Consider the following 18008-nt stretch of genomic DNA (forward strand, 5'->3'; position numbering starts at 1 on the left):
GGATGGTCCTTTTTCGTTTCCACGCCTGCCGTGACGGCCCCGGCGTAAGAGGAGGACAAGGGACCATGTTCAACAAGATCCTGATCGCGAACCGGGGCGAAATCGCCTGCCGCGTGATGAAAACAGCCAAGAAGATGGGGATCACGACGGTCGCCATTTATTCCGATGCCGACAAGCATGCGCTGCATGTGCAGATGGCGGACGAGGCTATACATATCGGACCTCCGCCGGCGAACCAGTCCTATATCGTCATCGACAAGGTGATGGAGGCGATCAAGGCCTCGGGCGCTGAAGCTGTTCATCCGGGCTATGGGTTCCTGTCTGAAAACAGCAAGTTCGCGGAAGCTCTTGAAGCGGCTGGCGTGGCGTTTGTTGGTCCGCCGGTCGGCGCGATCGAGGCCATGGGCGACAAGATCACCTCCAAGAAGATTGCACAGGACGCACAAGTATCCACAGTGCCCGGTTACATGGGCCTGATCGAGGATGCCGAGGAAGCGGTGAAGATTTCCAACGAGATCGGCTACCCCGTCATGATCAAGGCCAGCGCCGGGGGCGGTGGCAAGGGGATGCGGATCGCATGGAACGACGAGGAGGCGCGCGAAGGCTTCCAGTCGTCCAAGAACGAGGCGGCGAACAGCTTTGGCGATGACCGGATCTTCATCGAGAAATTCGTCACGCAGCCGCGTCATATCGAGATTCAGGTTCTCTGTGATGCGCATGGCAACGGGATTTACCTGGGCGAGCGCGAATGCTCGATCCAGCGGCGCAACCAGAAGGTGGTGGAAGAGGCGCCCTCGCCCTTCCTCGACGAGGCGACCCGCAAGGCCATGGGCGAACAGGCCGTCGCGCTGGCCAAGGCCGTGGGCTATGCGAGCGCGGGCACGGTGGAATTCATCGTGGATGGGCAGAAGAATTTCTACTTCCTCGAAATGAACACCCGCCTGCAGGTGGAACATCCGGTGACGGAACTGATCACTGGTGTGGACCTCGTGGAACAGATGATCCGCGTGGCCGCGGGTGAACCGCTGTCGATCACCCAGGACGATGTGACGCTGACCGGGTGGGCGATTGAAAACCGTCTTTATGCGGAAGACCCCTATCGCGGCTTCCTGCCCTCTATCGGTCGTCTGACCCGCTATCGCCCGCCGGCGGAAACCGCGTCGGGGCCGATGCTGGTGAACGGCAAATGGCAGGGCGATGCGCCGGAAGGGCCGACCGCTGTGCGCAACGATACCGGCGTCTACGAGGGCGGCGAGATCAGCATGTATTACGACCCGATGATTGCCAAGCTCTGCACCTGGGCGCCGACGCGGGCCGAGGCGATCGAGGCGATGCGGATTGCGCTCGACAGTTTCGAGGTGGAGGGCATCGGCCACAACCTGCCCTTCCTGTCGGCGGTGATGGATCACCCCAAATTCATCTCGGGCGACATGACCACCGCCTTCATTGCCGAGGAATATCCCGAGGGCTTTGAGGGCGTGACGCTGCCAGAGGAGGAGCTGCGCCGGGTTGCGGCCTCTGCCGCTGCCATGCACCGGGTGGCCGAGATCCGCCGTGCCCGCGTGTCTGGCCGGATGGACAACCATGAACGCCGCGTGGCGACCGATTGGGTCGTGGCGCTGCAGGGCGAAAGCTTCCCCGTGCATATCGACGCCGATCACGAAGGGTCGACCGTGACCTTCCCGGATGGGCAGGTGCTGCGGGTGGCCAGCGACTGGACGCCGGGCGACCAGCTGGCAGTGCTGGATGTGAACGGCAGCCCGCTGGTGCTGAAGGTGGGCAAGATCACCCAGGGCTTCCGTATCCGGACGCGCGGGGCCGATCTGGCCGTGAAGGTGCGCAGCCCGCGTCAGGCGGAACTGGCGGCGCTGATGCCCGAAAAGGTCGCGCCCGACACCTCGAAACTGCTGCTCTGCCCGATGCCGGGCCTCATCGTGAAGGTGAATGTCGAGGTCGGTCAGGAAGTGCAGGAGGGCCAGGCGCTGTGCACCGTTGAGGCGATGAAGATGGAGAACATCCTGCGGGCCGAGAAGAAAGGCATCGTGTCCAAGATCAACGCAGCGGCGGGCGACAGCCTTGCCGTTGATGACGTGATCATGGAATTCGAGTGATGACATCCCGCCCGCCATATGCCCCTGCCCGGATCTGGGTGGTGCACGGGCTCGGCTTTCTGGCCGGGCTCGGGGTGATGGCGGGTGTGTTCTGGCTGCTGCTGGCCGATTTCCTGGACGATCAGGTGAAGACCGGGCCTCTGGTGGCCGCGATGCTGCTGGCGATTGTCGCCGGTGCGGGCATTTGGGCCGGGGCGCTGAAGCTGTGGCTTGGGCGTCGGTGGTTGCTCTTGGCGGCCGTGGCCGCTTTGGCGCTGCTGCTGGCGGGAGGTGGCATGATGGGCGCGGTGATCGGGCTTCAGACCGATCCGGCAACCTCGGGGCTGGTGGCGCTTGGCGCGTTGTTCCTGGCTGGGGGCGTGATCCTGGGCGGCATGGGAGGCGAGGCATGACCAAAACGGCCTATTGCGACAGCCCCATCTCCTCGATCCGCATCGGCAGGTTGTCGATGGCGCGCATGATTTCGCGTACATCCCACGGGTTGGGCTTGCGCAAGGCGACATGCCCGTCGCGCTGGATGATCACCATCGAAAACCCACGCGGGCGCAGTGCCTGCCGGACCGGGCTTTCGGCGTCGGGGTCGGAATCAATGACCACCACGACATCACGCTCCAGCAAAGGGCCGGGCCGTTCCAGCAGCAGGTCGATCTGGTCCTGGAAGCGGGGGTCGCGGTCGGTATCGGCAAAGACCACGATGGGCCGCGAGACCCACATGAGCTCGTCCAGCGTGATACCGCTTTCAACCGCGTCGATGACTTGCAGCACCGGCACGGCAACTTCCGCCTCAACCGGGGCGTCGGCCTGTTGTGCAACGCCCGGCAGGGCGAGCGTCAGGGCCAGCAAAAGGAACAGGACTGCGCGCATGAAACCTCCGTATGTCAAAGATATAGGCGCGCGTTCCGTGAAAGCGAAGAGGCATAACCGCATGGGCGCAAGAAAGCGTCCCTGCATGGCGCGGGGCAGGGGCGATTGCCCCCCGGCGCGGGATTGAGAAGAGGACCGAGAAGATGAGCGACAAGACCCAAGCCTGGCAGGACATGGCCGCAAAGGAACTCCGGGGCCGTGCGCTGGATGATCTGACCTGGAACACGCTGGAAGGCATCGCCGTAAAACCCCTCTATACCGAGGAGGATACCGCCGATCTGCCGCATATGGGCAGCGTGCCGGGGCAGGAGCCGTTCACGCGCGGCGTCAAGGCCACCATGTATGCGGGCCGCCCCTGGACGATCCGGCAGTATGCGGGGTTCTCCACGGCTGAGGAGTCGAACGCCTTCTACCGCAAGGCGCTGGCTGCCGGGCAACAGGGCGTGTCGGTCGCCTTCGACCTGGCCACGCATCGCGGCTATGACAGCGACCACCCCCGCGTTGAGGGCGACGTGGGCAAGGCCGGTGTGGCCATCGACAGCGTCGAGGATATGAAGATCCTCTTCGATGGCATCCCGCTGGACAAGATTTCCGTGTCGATGACCATGAACGGCGCGGTGATCCCGATCCTCGCGAATTTCATCGTGACGGGGGAAGAACAGGGCCATGACAAGGCGTTGCTCGCAGGGACCATTCAGAACGACATTTTGAAGGAGTTCATGGTCCGCAACACCTATATCTATCCGCCTGAGCCGAGCATGCGGATCATCTCGGACATCATCGAATACACCTCGAACGAGATGCCGAAGTTCAACTCGATCTCTATCTCCGGCTACCACATGCAGGAGGCGGGCGCGAACCTGGTGCAGGAGCTGGCCTATACGCTGGCGGACGGGCGCGAATATGTGCGCGCCGCGATCAACGCGGGCATGGATGTGGACAAGTTCGCCGGGCGGCTGTCTTTCTTCTTTGCCATCGGCATGAACTTCTTCATGGAGGCCGCCAAGCTGCGCGCCGCGCGGCTCCTGTGGCACCGCATCATGGATGAATTCGGTGCGAAAAACCCCCGCTCCAAGATGCTGCGCACCCATTGCCAGACCTCTGGCGTGTCCTTGCAGGAACAGGACCCCTATAACAACGTGATCCGCACGGCGTATGAGGCGATGGCGGCGGCGCTTGGCGGCACGCAGTCGCTGCACACAAACGCGCTCGATGAGGCGATTGCCCTGCCGACCGAGTTTAGCGCGCGGATTGCCCGCAACACCCAGCTGATCCTTCAGGAAGAAACCGGCATCACCAACGTGGTCGATCCGCTGGCGGGCTCCTACTACGTCGAGGCGCTGACGGCGGAACTGGCAGACAAGGCTTGGGCGCTGATCGAGGAAGTCGAGGAAATGGGCGGCATGACCAAGGCCGTGGCCTCCGGCATGCCCAAGCTGCGCATCGAGGAAACGGCAGCGCGCAGGCAGGCGATGATTGACCGGGGCGACGAGGTGATCGTCGGCGTGAACAAGTACCGCAAGGATCACGAAGACCCGATCGACATTCTCGACGTGGACAATGTGAAAGTCCGCGACAGCCAGATTGCCCGACTGGAGAAGATCCGTACGTCGCGCGACGAAGCCGCTTGCCAGGGCGCGCTCGATGAACTCACCCGCCGCGCCGAAGAGGGCGGCAACCTGCTGGAGGCGGCCGTCGAAGCGGCCCGCGCCCGCGCATCTGTCGGAGAAATCAGCATGGCTATGGAAAAGCAGTTCGGCCGCCACCGGGCCGAGGTCAAGACGCTGGCCGGGGTCTATGGCGCGGCCTATGAGGGCGATGAAGGCTTTGCCGCGATCCAGGCGGATGTGGAAAAATTCGCCGAAGAGGAAGGCCGCCGCCCGCGCATGCTGGTCGTCAAGATGGGCCAGGACGGGCATGACCGGGGTGCCAAGGTCATCGCCACGGCCTTCGCCGATATCGGGTTCGATGTGGATGTCGGGCCCCTGTTCCAGACCCCGGAAGAGGCCGCGCAGGATGCCATCGACAATGACGTGCATATCATCGGCATCAGTTCCCAGGCGGCAGGGCACAAGACGCTGGCGCCCAAGCTGATCGAGGCGCTGAAGGCGGAAGGGGCCGGGGATATCATCGTCATCTGCGGCGGGGTCATCCCGCAGCAGGATTACGATTTCCTCTACAAGGCCGGGGTGAAGGCGATCTTCGGGCCGGGAACGAACATCCCCGAAGCGGCCAAGAAGATCCTCGACATCGTGCGCGAAACGCGCGGCTGATCCCTGAAACGAGACACTGAAAGGCCCCGTCCAAGGCGGGGTCTTTTTCCATGGGTACCCTTCTGCCAGCGGGGGCGGACCGGCCGGGGCACCCGTGACACGCAGCGCCCGAGGCTCAGCCAATCTCTCGCGTTCGTGCCATGATCAGCGAATTTGCCAGCTTCGGCTTGAAAACCCCGCCCGTCAGGGGCAGCTTGGGACAACTGACCGCCGTTCCTGGAAGGATGATCGCCCCATGGCCCTGCCCGTGAAACAGCAAGCGACCTATTGGGGAATCGCGGCGGCTGTCTTTCTGTTGCTCATGTGGTTTCTGGGGCAGGTGCTGTTGCCCTTCGTGGTGGGCGGGGCGATTGCCTATTGCCTCGATCCGCTGGCCGACCGGCTGGAAGATCGCGGCTTTTCAAGGGCCTGGGCAACGGTTGTGATCTTTGCCTTCTCGGTCTTGCTGTTCCTTCTGGCGCTGCTTCTGGTGCTGCCGATGCTGATCGGGCAGGTGATCGCCCTCGTGCAGGCCGCGCCCGAGCTTTACGAAACCGTGCGCGATGTGCTGGTGGAGCGGTTCCCGACGCTGATTCAGGAAGACAGTGCCGCGCGCCAGACCATCGCCGACGTGCTGGCCTCGGCCCGCAGCCAGATCGGCACCGTCGTCTCCTCGGTCCTGTCCTCGGCAGGCGCGGCCATCAACAGCGTCGTGGTTCTGGTGATCGCGCCGGTGGTGGCCTTCTACCTGCTGCTCGACTGGGACCGGATGATTGCTGGCATCGACGACCTGCTGCCCCGCGATCATGCGCCGGTGATCCGGCAATTGGCGTCCGAGATTGACCGGACGCTGGCCAGTTTCGTGCGCGGTCAGGGGACGGTGTGCCTGATCCTCGGCATCTTCTACGCCATCGCTTTGATGTCCGTGGGGCTGAACTTTGGCCTGATTGTCGGGCTGATCGCCGGGGCGCTGACCTTCATTCCTTACGTGGGCGCTTTGGTGGGCGGTGTGCTGGCCATCGGCCTCGCCCTGTTTCAGTACTGGGGGTACAGCGAAGTGGTGGATGGCGAGACCGTGCGCCACGCCACCGACTGGCTGCGGATCGGCATCGTCGCGGTGATCTTCGCCATAGGTCAGGTGGCAGAGGGCAATGTGCTGACCCCCAACCTTGTTGGCAGCTCGGTCGGGTTGCACCCGGTCTGGCTGCTTTTCGCGCTTGCCGCGTTCGGGTCCATCTTCGGCTTCGTCGGCATGCTGGTCGCGGTGCCCGTTGCCGCGATGATCGGGGTTCTGGTGCGCTACGGCATGGCGCAGTATCGAGAGGGGCGGCTTTACAAAGGTCTTGAAGGCCGCGCCGAAGACGACGACATGTAAGCCATGGCCGAACAGCTTCTTCTTGACCTTCCCGTGCGCACCGCCCTCGGGCGCGATGAATTCTATGTGTCCGATGCCAATGCCGCTGCCGTGGCCGGAATCGAAGCGTGGGAGAGCTGGCCGCATGGCAAAATGGTGCTGGTCGGGCCGGAGGCGTCGGGCAAAACCCATCTGGCGCATGTCTGGGCCGCAATGACGGGCGCGAGAGTGATCGACGCCGGGGCGCTGGCAGACCTGTCGCCCGAGCATGTTGGCACCGCGCTTGTGGTCGAGGATGCCGAAAGGATCACCGAAAACGCCGCCGAAACCGCGCTCTTTCACCTGCACAACGCGGTGCTCGGACAGGGCGGGCGGCTGTTGCTGACGGCACGGACGGACCCCGCGCGGTGGCCCGTCACCCTGCCGGACCTGAAAAGCCGCATGCAGCAGGCAGGCGTGCTGAAACTGCAAGGCCCCGACGATGCGCTGCTCTCTGCGGTCATGGTCAAGCTTGCGGCGGACCGTCAGCTTGCGCTCGGCCCCGAGCTGATATCCTATGCGGTTCTGCGGATGGAGCGGTCCTTCGTTGCGGCCCGACAGCTGGTCGAGGCCATCGACGCCCGCGCCCTGCGCGACAAGACGCGACCCACGAAGCCCATGATTGCCACGCTTCTCGCGGAGTTGGCGGAATGAGTGTCACGCGGGTGTCACACCTCAAGCCTATGGCAGCCACATGATCAACGCCGATTTCCTGCACGAACCCATCCCCGCCCCGGTCGACCTGCCCGAAGCGCAGCGCAGCGGACCGCAGCGGTTTTTCAACCGTGAACTCAGCTGGCTGGCCTTCAACTGGCGGGTGCTGGAAGAGGCGGAAAACCCCCGCGTACCGCTGCTGGAACGGGTGCGTTTCGTGTCGATCTCGGCGGCCAACCTGGACGAGTTCTACACGGTCCGTGTCGCGGGCCTGCGCGAGCTTGCGAATGAGGGCAACACGACGCCTTCCGATGATGGGCGATCCCCGACGGAACAGCTGCGCCTGATCAATGCGGATGCGCGCAAGCTGATGCAGTCTCAGCAGGCGGCGTGGAATGCGCTGAAATCCGAGATGGAGGCGGAGAAGATCACCGTCGTGACGCGCTCGGCCCTCAAATCCGCCGATAAGACCGCGCTTGACGATATCTTCCTGTCCAACGTCTTCCCGGTCCTGTCGCCGCTCGCCATCGACCCGGCCCATCCCTTCCCCTTCATCCCGAATGAAGGTGTGTCTTTGGCCCTGCAGATGAAGAGGGAACGCGACGGGCGCCCCTTGCAGGCGCTGTTGCCGATCCCCGGCCAGATCGACCGCTTCGTGCGCCTGCCCGCGCCGGAAGGTGCCGCGCGGTTCCTGCCGTTGGAGGAATTGCTGTTGCTGAAGATCGGCACGCTGTTCCCCGGCTACAAGCTGACCGGATCGTGCATGTTCCGGGTGCTGCGCGACAGCGATCTGGAAGTGGAGGAAGAGGCCGAAGACCTCGTGCGCGAGTTCGAGACCGCGCTGAAGCGTCGCCGCCGTGGCCATGTGGTGCGCCTGCAGGTGTCCGCCGGGGCACCACCCGCGCTGAAAGAGGAAATCTGTGAGCAGCTTGGCGTTATCGGCGACGAGGTGGTCGAGGTGCGCGGCATGATCGGCCTCGCGCGGCTCAAGGAGCTGGTACTTGATGAGCGACCCGATCTGCTTTGGCCCAGCTTCACCCCGCGGGTGCCCGAACGGGTGCAGGACCATGAGGGCGACATGTTCTCGGCCATCCGGCAAAAGGACATGCTGCTGCACCACCCCTATGAAACCTTCGACATGGTGATCCGGTTCCTGGCGCAGGCGGCGCGTGATCCCAACGTGGTGGCGATCAAGCAGACGCTTTACCGGACGTCCAACGAGTCCCCCATCGTCGATGCGCTGTGCGAAGCGGCGGAGAACGGCAAATCTGTCACCGCATTGGTGGAGCTGAAAGCCCGCTTCGACGAGGCCGCCAATATCCGCCAGTCGCGCAAGCTGGAACGGGCAGGCGCGCATGTGGTCTATGGCTTCATCAACTACAAGACCCACGCCAAGATCAGCGCCGTTGTCCGGCGTGAAGGCGACCGGCTGGTGACCTATACCCATTTCGGGACCGGGAATTACCACCCGATCACCGCGCGGATCTATACGGACCTGAGCCTCTTTACCTGTGACGACGCGCTTGGCCGCGATGCAACCAAGGTGTTCAACTATGTGGGCGGCTATGCGGAACCCGAGAAGCTGGACAATCTGCGCATCTCGCCGCTTAATCTCAAATCGACGATCATCGATAACCTGAAGGCCGAAGCGGACCATGCCCGCGGGGGCAAACCGGCAATGGTCTGGGCCAAGATGAACAGCCTGATCGAGCCTGATGTGATCGACGCGCTTTATGAGGCCAGCCAGGCGGGGGTGAAGATCGACCTTGTGATCCGGGGCATCTGCGGGTTGCGTCCGGGTGTGAAGGGGCTGTCGGAAAACATCCGCGTGAAATCGGTCGTGGGCCGGTTCCTGGAACACAGCCGGATCGTCTGTTTCGGCAATGGTCATGGACTGCCCGCCAAGAAGGCGCGGGTCTATATCAGTTCCGCCGACTGGATGGGGCGCAACCTCAACCGCCGGGTGGAAACGCTGGTGGAATGCACCAACCCCACGGTGAAAGCGCAGATCGTCAGCCAGATCATGGCGGCGAACCTGGCGGATGTGGCGCAAAGCTGGGTCTTGCAGGCAGATGGCAGTTTCGTGCGCCCTGACCTCGATCAGATCGACAAGCCCTTTTCCTGCCACCGGTTTTTCATGCAGAATCCGTCGCTTTCGGGACGCGGATCGGCGGGGGCGGCGGATGTGCCTGAATTGACGCATTCGCATGATTGACCAAAGCGCTTTTCCCGTGCCATGACCAAGCCATGATGGGACAAGCCGAATTGGCGGATCCGCGTATCGCAGGGTCCGGAACGGTGGCCGACGGGGGGCTTTTCGGGACGCCACTTTTCCAGGATCCGCACGCGCGGAACCTGGCGCGTGTGGGCGTGATCGACATTGGCTCGAACTCGGTCAGGATGGTGGTGTTTGACGGCGCGGCGCGCTCACCTGCCTATTTTTACAACGAGAAAATCCTCTGTGGCCTTGGGGCGGGCTTTGCCCAGACAGGGCGACTGTCGGAAACGGGCCGGCCCCGCGCATTGGCGGCGTTGAAACGCTTCGCGGCACTGGCCAAAGGGATGAACGTGACCTCACTGGTCACCGTCGCCACCGCCGCGATGCGAGAGGCCGAGGACGGCCCCGAGTTCAAGGCCGAGGCGGAACGTGAAACCGGCCTGACCATTCACGTGATCGACGGGCAGGAAGAGGCGCGGCTGTCCGCTCAGGGGGTGCTGCTTGGCTGGCCCGGCGCGTTCGGCATGATTTGCGATATCGGCGGTTCCTCCATGGAACTGGCGGAACTGCTTGGCGACGGGCAGGTCGGGGTGCGCGAAACCTCTGATCTGGGTCCGCTGAAGTTGCAGGGGATCAAGGGCGGCAAGAAGGCGATCAAGGCCCATATCAAGGATCGCATTGCCGTGCTGAGGGAACAGTTCACGGAACCAGCGGGGCGCCTCTTCCTTGTGGGCGGGTCGTGGCGGGCGATTGCCCGGATCGACATGGAGCGTCAGGGCTATCCGCTGAAGGTGCTGCATGAATACCGGATGTCGCGCAAGGATATCCGCGCCACGATTGCCTATATCCAGAAGGCGGATATGGAAGACCTGCGCGCCCGTACCGGCACCAGTGCCGAACGGATGGCGCTTGTGCCGCTGGCCTCGCTGGTGCTGAAAGAGCTGGTGCGCAGCTTCAAGCCCGATGAGGTGGCAATCTCGTCTTACGGTATCCGTGAAGGGCTGCTTTACGAGCAGATGTCGGACGAACAGCGCCAGCGTGATCCGCTGATCGAAGCCGCCTATCAGATGGAACTCGCCAATGCCCGGATGCCCGGTTTCGGACGGGCGCTCTACCGCTTCATTGAGCCGCTCTTCGGCAGTATTCGTCCCGAGATGAAACGCGTGATGCGGGCGGCGTGCCTGTTGCATGACGTCAGCTGGCGGGCGCATCCCGACTACCGCGCCGAGGTCTGTTTCGACAATGCCACGCGCGCCAACCTGGGCGGCCTGACCCATGAGGAACGGGTCTATCTGGGTCTTGCATTGCTGCACCGCTACAAGTCCAGCCGCAAGGACACCGGCTTTGATCCCTTGCTGGAGCTGTTGACAGAGAAGCAGGTCCAACAGGCCGAGATCATGGGCCGCGCCATGCGGTTCGGGGCGATGTTCACGCTGGAAAAGCCATTGGATCACGGCAAGCTCAAGCTCTACCCGAAAAAGGGCATTCTGGAGCTGACCCTGAAGACCGATACCGCCCGCGATCTCTTCGGTGAAGTGGCGCAGGCCCGGTTCAAGGCGCTTGCGGCTGCCATCGGGGCCGAGCCGGTGGTGAAGGGGCTGCGGTAAGACAATGTTCACCCTGCATGGTCAGGCGTACCGGTCATGATGTAAATCGTCCTGTGGTTGTGCTAGGGTCGGGTCACTTTTATTAGTTCTGACCCGAGGTGACACATGTCAGACCCATATTCAGACTTGGGATCACAGAATAAAAAGGTTCAGGCACAGATCGCAGATGCCTTGGACTCCCGCTGTCTCGACCCCAGCCAGGTTGCCATCCGTGCAGCCTATCTGAGCGGGCTACAGCTTCCCGCTGATGCATTGGCGGTAGAGTTCGGCTCTGGAACGGGCCATGTCACCAAGGATCTGCTGACCATGGCCGGGGCGGCCAGGGCAGTTGGAATCGAGCCTTCTCCGATCCTTGCACAGCGCGCCATTGAAAGATTTTCCGATGATGACCGTTTAAGCTTCGAGATTGGCGATGCGAAACGGACCGGGCTTCCGACGGGGTCGGTTGACCTCGTCCTGATGCACACGCTTCTGTGTCACGTCCCAGGTCCGGAAGATGTCCTGAAAGAAGCTTTCCGTGTACTGAAACCCGGGGGTGTTTTGGCAATCTGCGATGGAGACTACGACACGGCCACCGCCCAGATTGCCGATTTCGATCCGCTTGATCAGCTTGTCCGCTTCATGATCAACCAGAATGTCACGAACCTCTGGATCATGCGTCAGATCGGCGGAATGCTGACTGAATGCGGTTTCAACATGGGTGCGCGTCAGGGGCATGGCTATGTCGCTGATGGCGATGCGGCCTATTTCATGACCGTCATTGCACGCGGGGCAGAACGTATGGTGGAGACCGGGTTGCTGCTCTCCGAGACCGCTGAGGCGCTGAAGGCTGAAGCCGTGGCGCGCCTCAAAGAGAACCGTTTCTTCGGCTTCATGTCCTATGTCAGCCAGATCGCGACAAAGCCCGTCTAGTGTGGTGCCTCACACCCTGCGGCGCAGGAATTTCAGGGCCGACCAGTCCTGATCCACGGCGCAGACCTTCACATCGACCCATCCCGTCGGCAACATCACCTCGCGCAACCCGTCTTCAGTGAGGTCCCTGAACAGGGGCGAGGATTTCTTGGGCCAGCTGATCCAGAGCATCCCCTTCTCCGCCACCAGATCGAGCGCGGCGGGGCCCTGTGCATCCAGCGTTTCACGGTCGGAACAGAACAGGAGGACAATATCGGCCTTGTCCGGCGCACATAGCCTCTTAACTCCCTCGGCCCCGGTCAGCAGATCATCCAGATGCGCGGGCGGGTTCAGGGCGAGGTAGCTTAGCCCGGGTTTCAGGCCGAGCTTCTGATAAAGCGGTTTCCCGGAATAGCCTGTCGCTTTGCTCTTCGGATTGCGGGGCATGGGGACACTCCTGCCGTTTAGTTCACTCTCTTACAAACGCGACACAGATGCGCGCGTGCCGTTTGTCCTTAAAACCATCGGTCGACATGGCTCAGCGGGCGGATTCCGCCGCGATCCAGTCTCGAAAGGTCTTCACTCCCGGCGTGTTCCAGCGGTCTGCCGCGCCGATCAGCGCATAGCGGCCATGGGGCGTGGCGCAGGCCATGTCGGGGAAGGGCAGCAAAAGCGCACCGCGCTCCAGCTCTTCGCGGCAGAGGGAGAGATCGGCCATGACGACGCCGGCCCCCATCACCGCCGCCTTTGCCGCCATGTCGAGATTTGGGAAGGCTTCCCCCTGACCGGGATCGAGCCCGTCGACGCCGAAATGCTGGACCCAAGTGCGCCAGTCCTCTCGCGCCGCGCTTTCGTGCAATAATGTGAAACGCCCAAGATCGGCAGGGGAGGCAAGCGGAGGGCCATCCTCCAGCAGCGCGGGCGCGCAGGCAGGGGACAGGCGCATCGGGAACACCGGCTGGATCTGTATGTCCGGCGACCGACCCGGCCAGAATTCCAGCGAAACACCAAGATCATAGCGCGTCGCATCGAACCCGGATTGCCCGTAGAAGTCGGTTGTCAGGCGGACCGGGGTTTCGGGGTGCGCCTGCCGGAACTGCGCCAGTTTCGGGAAAAGCCAGCGGATCGACAGGGTGGGCGGGCAGATGATGCGCAGTGCTGTTGCCTGATCGGTCATCCGGTCGGTCTGTGCTGCGATCTTGCCGAACGCATCCGTCAGCACCGGCAGCAGGTCCCGGCCCGCCTCGGTCAGTGTCACGCCGTTATGGCCACGATGGAACAGCTGCACGTCCAGATGCTCCTCCAACAGTTTCACCTGCCGGCTGATGGCCCCGCGCGTGACGTGCAGCTCTTCGGCAGCGGCGATGTAGCCATCGTGCCGGGCCGCCGCCTCGAAGGCGCGCAGGGCGTTGAGAGGGGGGAGGCGCATAGGGTGCCTTTGGATCAGATTTACTCACTCATGATGCGAGGAATTGTGGTTTGCAGCAAGGCCAAAGTCCAACTTAATCTGGCATCAAGCGGCAATGATTGGAGCGTGTAGATGGCATTCGTTCAGGAAATATCACCCTTAGCCACTCATGAACGCTCAGGGGCTTTGTTCCGTATCCTGCGTGGAATGTCGGCTTTCGGGCGGCGCGTGTTGGGGCACGGTCAATGCGCCAGCCGCGACGCGGAGTTGCTGCGGCTTGCGGAGTTGTCCCCGCATCTTCTGGCGGATATCGGTTTTCGGAAGGATGAGCACGGGACCAACGATGCCCATCAGGTCTGGCGCAAGGGTCACATCGTGCTGGAGGTTCCCGCGCCTGAATGAGTGCCCTCTCAGCCGCGGGGCCGCCTAGTGGATGCGCACGCCCTGCCGGGTCAGCTCCGCCTGAGCGGCGGACAGGTCCACATCCGCCAGACCCCGGTTCGATTTGAGCGACAGTGCCGCCGCCACGCCCGCGCCTTGCCCCGCGACCGCACAGCAGGCCATGTTGCGCACCGCTGCATGGGATACCTTGTCGCCGCCGATGGCGCGGCCCGTGACCAGCAGGTTGTCGATCCCCTTGGGCAGCATCGACCGGTAGGGGATCTGCATGTATCGCCCCGTCGTGGGCAGGATAAGGATGCCATAGCCGTCGATGAATTCGGGGTAGATGCCAATCGTGTCCTCGAACCGGCCCTGATGGCGGACATCCGCCTCGGTCATGTTGTAGACCGCGTCGATCTTGCGGCTGTCGCGGATGCCGATGGACATGCCGAAATTGCGCAGCCGCACGCCCTCGCAGCCAGGCGTGTAGCGGCGCAGCGCCTCGATGGCCAGCATCGCCTGTTTGCGGCCCTCGATCTCGAACTTCGTCAGGCTGTCGGGATCGACCCCGTCGCAGCCCGCGAGGTGGACGAGGTTCATGTAGGTCATCTCGCCACTGTCATGCACCGCGCCCCAGGTGCCGCCGATGGTATTGAGATGCGCGGGGATCACCCCGTCGCGGATCGCCTGCGCGAAGGGTTTGGCGAGGAAAGGCGAGAACATCTCGTCTTCCTTGCCGTCCGTTTCCACCTGCCATTCGCCGGTGGACCAGTTGGCATAGGTCTGCGGGTCGGCCTTGACGCCCTCCATGAACCGTTGCTTGTCGACGCCCGCAACGTGGAACATGACCGATGCGGCCTGCGTTTCCTCCAGCGGGGTCTTGCGGGTGGGGGCACCGGCGCGATGCGCAACGTCCGCGTCGCCGGTGGCGTCGATCACGCGCTTGGCCAGCACCGCCTCGCGCCCGGCTTTGCTTTCGACGATCACGCCCTTGATCACGTTGCCCTCCATGATCGGAGCCACGAAGACCCGGTGCAGCATCGGGTGAATACCCGCCTCCTCGACCAGCCGATCCGCGACCAGCTTGAAGCCTTCGCTGTCGAGCTCATAGGACAGCGACTGGCTTTCGGGCACCGCCGCGCCCATGGCCTTGGCGCGCTCCTCGAATTCCCAGCCGATGCCGCCAGCCTCGACGGTCTGTTCATGCCGGTACCAGGCGAAGCCTTCGACGCCGACCACCGTGATATTGCCCCCGAAACAGCCGAACCGGTCGAGCAGCGTCACCTCCGCCCCCGCCCGTGCAGCGGCCAATGCGGCGGCCAGCCCGCCAGGGCCGGAGCCCACGACCAGCACATCGGTCTGGTGCACGACGGGAACTTCGCGGGCCGGTTCTGTGATGGTCAGCATTTGGGGCGCTCCGCCTGTGGTGTCATCAAACGGTTACAATCACCATCCGCGCGGCGGGGTCAATCGACTTGACAGTTCCGGGCTGCTTGGCCCTGATGCGATCCAGCAGAAAGGACCCTAAATGCGCACAGACTTCGACGCCGAACTGGAGGACCGGTTGGTCCGCTACGCCGCCATCGACACCCAGAGCGATGAGGCTTCTCCGACCTCTCCCAGCACCGCGATCCAGCTGGATCTGGCGCGCGTCCTGAAGGCGGAGCTGGAGGAGATCGGGGCAAAGGACGTGACGCTGACCGAGTACGGCGCGGTTCTGGCGACGATCCCCGCTACGGTAGACGGCGCGCCGGTTATCGGGTTCTGCGCCCATATGGATACCGCGCCCGCCTTCAACGCGACCGGGGTGAAACCCGTGGTGCATCGCCATTACAACGGCGGCGACATCACCTTCGCCGATGCGCCGGGGCTGAAACTGTCCCCCGACAACGCGCCCTACCTGGCCGAGAAAGTGGGCGAGGACATTATAACCGCCAGCGGCACAACGCTGCTTGGGGCCGATGACAAAGCGGGCATCGCGATCATCATGACGATGGCGCGCAAGCTGCTGTCTGACCCGGATCGGAAACACGGAAAAGTCCGCATCGCCTTCACCCCGGACGAGGAAATCGGGCGTGGGGTGGACGCGCGCCTGCCCGCCGATCTGGGGGCCGATTTCGCCTATACGCTCGACGGGTCGATGCCCGGCGAGCTGGAATATGAAAGCTTTTCCGCCGATGGCGCGCTTGTGACCGTGAAAGGCGTCGCTGCGCATCCCGGTTGGGCGAAGGACAAGCTGGTCAACGCGCTGCATCTGGCGGCCAAGATCGTGCAGACCCTGCCGCATGTGACGATGACGCCCGAAACGACCGAGGGGCGCGACGGGTTCATTCACCTCTATGCCATGTCGGGCACCGCAGCCGAGGCCGAACTCAGCTTCATCCTGCGCGATTTCGAACTCGACGGCCTCGCCGCGAAAGGCGCGCTTCTGCAACAGGTCTGCGATACCGTCGCCGCCACAGAGCCCCGCGCAGAAATCTCCTGTGCGATCCGGCCCCAATACCGCAACATGCGCTACTGGTTGGAAAAGGATATGTCGCCCGTGGACCTCGCGCGCGAGGCATACAGGGAACACGGGATGGACCCGGACAGCACCGCCATTCGCGGCGGCACCGATGGCTCTCGCCTGACCGAGCTTGGCGTGCCATGCCCCAACATCTTCTGCGGGATGCAGGAAATCCACGGGCCGCTGGAATGGGTCAGCGTGCAGGATATGGCGCTGGCCACCAAGGTCTGTCTCAGCCTTGCCGCCCGCGCCGCGCAAGCCTGATTGCCCCCGCGCGCCCTTTCCCCTAATCAGGGGCCAAACGAACCTATAGGTCTGCCCACATGCGTCTGTCCCGCTACTTCCTGCCCGTTCTGAAAGAAACCCCGTCCGAGGCCCAGATCGTCAGCCACCGCTACATGCTGCGCGCCGGCATGATCAAGCAGCAGGCCGCCGGCATCTATTCCTGGCTGCCGCTCGGCTTCAAGGTGCTGCGCAAGATCGAGAATATCGTGCACGAGGAACAGGCCCGCGCCGGTCACATCGCGATCCAGATGCCGATCCTGCAACCGGCGGACCTGTGGCGCGAATCCGGGCGGTATGACGACTACGGTCAGGAAATGCTGCGCATGCAGGACCGGCACGAACGTGACCTGCTCTATACGCCGACCGCCGAGGAAATGGTGACGGATATCTTCCGCAGCCATGTCAGCAGCTACAAGGATCTGCCGCTGACGCTATACCAGATCCAGTGGAAGTTCCGCGACGAGATCCGCCCACGTTTCGGCGTGATGCGGGGGCGCGAGTTCTACATGAAGGACGGCTACAATTTCGACCTCACCAAAGAGGACGCGCTGCACGCCTATAACCGCCACCTCGTCAGCTACCTGCGCACCTATGAACGGATGGGGTTGCAGGCCATCCCGATGCGCGCTGACTCTGGCCCGATTGGCGGCGACGATACCCACGAGTTCCTTGTGCTGGCCGAAACGGGCGAGTCGGAAGTGTTCTATGACAGCGCCGTGACCGATCTGACCTTTGGCGACCGCGAGATCGACTACGACAGCGTCGAACAGTGTCAGGGCGTGCTGGAGGAGTTCACCTCGAAATACGCCCGCACCGACGAGACCCATGACGAAGCCCTGTTCAACCAGATCCCCGAAGAGCGCCGCCGCGTGGCGCGCGGGATCGAGGTGGGGCAGATCTTCTATTTCGGCACCAAGTATTCCGAGACCATGGGCGCCGAGGTGCAGGGGCCGGATGGGAAGAAGGTTCCTGTCCACATGGGCAGCCACGGCATCGGCGTCAGCCGCCTGCTTGGCGCCATCATCGAAGCGAGCCATGACGACAAGGGCATCATCTGGCCCGAGGGTGTGACTCCCTTCCATGTGGGGATCGTGAACCTGCGGCAGGGAGACGAGGCCACGGATGCCGCCTGTGAACAGCTTTACAAGGCGCTGACCGCTGCCGGTCTGGAACCGCTCTATGACGACACCAACGAACGGGCCGGGGGCAAATTCGCCACCATGGACCTGATCGGCCTGCCCTGGCGGATCACCGTGGGACCGCGTGGGTTGAAGAACGGCGTGGTGGAACTGACCAGCCGCCGGACGGGCGAGAGCGAAGAGATGAGCCCGGAGGCCGCAATTGCCCGTGTGCAGGAGATCTACGCGCCGCATATGGGCTGACAGCCGGACCAGTCCCACAAAGAAGAACCGCGCCCCGAGAGACTGGGGCGCGGTTT

15 protein-coding genes are annotated in these 18008 nt (G+C 63.3%); 11 read left to right on the forward strand and 4 right to left on the reverse strand.

Features of this window, described 5'->3' with window-relative positions:
• The first annotated feature begins 65 nt into the window (after positions 1-65).
• Positions 66-2111, forward strand: coding sequence for an acetyl/propionyl/methylcrotonyl-CoA carboxylase subunit alpha (locus RBB16_RS01880; RefSeq protein WP_306044521.1), 2046 nt, complete (start codon positions 66-68; stop codon positions 2109-2111).
• The gene (locus RBB16_RS01885; protein WP_306044522.1) at positions 2111-2503 is read left to right on the forward strand and encodes a hypothetical protein; all 393 of its coding nucleotides are present in this window, start codon (positions 2111-2113) and stop codon (positions 2501-2503) included. Before RBB16_RS01880 ends, RBB16_RS01885 begins: the two co-directional genes overlap by 1 nt.
• Positions 2504-2513: 10 nt before the next feature.
• On the opposite strand, the gene RBB16_RS01890 is transcribed toward RBB16_RS01885, so the two are convergent.
• Complete coding sequence (locus RBB16_RS01890; RefSeq protein ID WP_306044523.1) at positions 2514-2975, reverse strand: DUF4174 domain-containing protein; 462 nt, start codon at positions 2973-2975, stop codon at positions 2514-2516.
• Positions 2976-3118: 143 nt separating this feature from the next.
• Here RBB16_RS01890 and scpA point away from each other — a divergent pair, with 143 nt between their 5' ends.
• The 6 genes from scpA to RBB16_RS01920 all read left to right on the forward strand — a co-directional run bounded on the left by scpA (position 3119) and on the right by RBB16_RS01920 (position 12011).
• A complete protein-coding gene (gene scpA / locus RBB16_RS01895) occupies positions 3119-5248 on the forward strand; it encodes a methylmalonyl-CoA mutase (RefSeq protein WP_306044524.1) in 2130 nt (709 codons plus the stop codon).
• A gap of 235 nt (positions 5249-5483) precedes the next feature.
• Complete coding sequence (locus tag RBB16_RS01900) at positions 5484-6602, forward strand: AI-2E family transporter (protein WP_306044525.1); 1119 nt, start codon at positions 5484-5486, stop codon at positions 6600-6602.
• Between the two features lie 3 nt (positions 6603-6605).
• Complete coding sequence (locus RBB16_RS01905; RefSeq protein WP_306044526.1) at positions 6606-7274, forward strand: DnaA ATPase domain-containing protein; 669 nt, start codon at positions 6606-6608, stop codon at positions 7272-7274.
• 40 nt (positions 7275-7314) lie between these two features.
• Entirely contained in the window at positions 7315-9489 is a 2175-nt protein-coding gene (locus tag RBB16_RS01910; protein WP_306044527.1) for an RNA degradosome polyphosphate kinase, read from the forward strand.
• 35 nt (positions 9490-9524) lie between these two features.
• Positions 9525-11099, forward strand: a complete 1575-nt coding sequence (locus tag RBB16_RS01915) for a Ppx/GppA family phosphatase (protein ID WP_306044633.1) — start codon at positions 9525-9527, stop codon at positions 11097-11099.
• A 105-nt stretch (positions 11100-11204) separates the two neighbouring features.
• The gene (locus RBB16_RS01920; RefSeq protein WP_306044528.1) at positions 11205-12011 is read left to right on the forward strand and encodes a methyltransferase domain-containing protein; all 807 of its coding nucleotides are present in this window, start codon (positions 11205-11207) and stop codon (positions 12009-12011) included.
• A gap of 9 nt (positions 12012-12020) precedes the next feature.
• Here RBB16_RS01920 and RBB16_RS01925 read toward each other — a convergent pair whose 3' ends face one another.
• Both RBB16_RS01925 and RBB16_RS01930 read right to left on the reverse strand, forming a co-directional pair.
• Complete coding sequence (locus RBB16_RS01925) at positions 12021-12437, reverse strand: hypothetical protein (protein WP_306044529.1); 417 nt, start codon at positions 12435-12437, stop codon at positions 12021-12023.
• A gap of 91 nt (positions 12438-12528) precedes the next feature.
• The gene (locus RBB16_RS01930; protein ID WP_306044530.1) at positions 12529-13419 is read right to left on the reverse strand and encodes a LysR substrate-binding domain-containing protein; all 891 of its coding nucleotides are present in this window, start codon (positions 13417-13419) and stop codon (positions 12529-12531) included.
• Between the two features lie 165 nt (positions 13420-13584).
• Between RBB16_RS01930 and RBB16_RS01935 the strand changes: the two genes are divergently transcribed.
• Positions 13585-13800, forward strand: coding sequence for a hypothetical protein (locus tag RBB16_RS01935; RefSeq protein ID WP_306044531.1), 216 nt, complete (start codon positions 13585-13587; stop codon positions 13798-13800).
• 24 nt (positions 13801-13824) lie between these two features.
• Here the strand turns inward: RBB16_RS01935 and RBB16_RS01940 are convergent, their stop codons facing one another.
• Positions 13825-15186 carry an FAD-dependent oxidoreductase gene (locus tag RBB16_RS01940; RefSeq protein WP_306044532.1) on the reverse strand — a complete coding sequence of 454 codons (1362 nt, stop codon included), beginning with the start codon at positions 15184-15186 and terminating at the stop codon, positions 13825-13827.
• 121 nt (positions 15187-15307) lie between these two features.
• Here RBB16_RS01940 and pepT point away from each other — a divergent pair, with 121 nt between their 5' ends.
• Both pepT and proS read left to right on the forward strand, forming a co-directional pair.
• Positions 15308-16549, forward strand: a complete 1242-nt coding sequence (pepT, locus tag RBB16_RS01945; protein WP_306044533.1) for a peptidase T — start codon at positions 15308-15310, stop codon at positions 16547-16549.
• Between the two features lie 59 nt (positions 16550-16608).
• On the forward strand, positions 16609-17952 hold the full coding sequence (gene proS, locus RBB16_RS01950) for a proline--tRNA ligase (protein ID WP_306044534.1): 1344 nt from the start codon (positions 16609-16611) through the stop codon (positions 17950-17952).
• Positions 17953-18008 lie beyond the last annotated feature (56 nt).

Origin of the sequence: Nioella sp. MMSF_3534 (assembly GCF_030732985.1) — a bacterium.
Classification (GTDB): domain Bacteria; phylum Pseudomonadota; class Alphaproteobacteria; order Rhodobacterales; family Rhodobacteraceae; genus Nioella.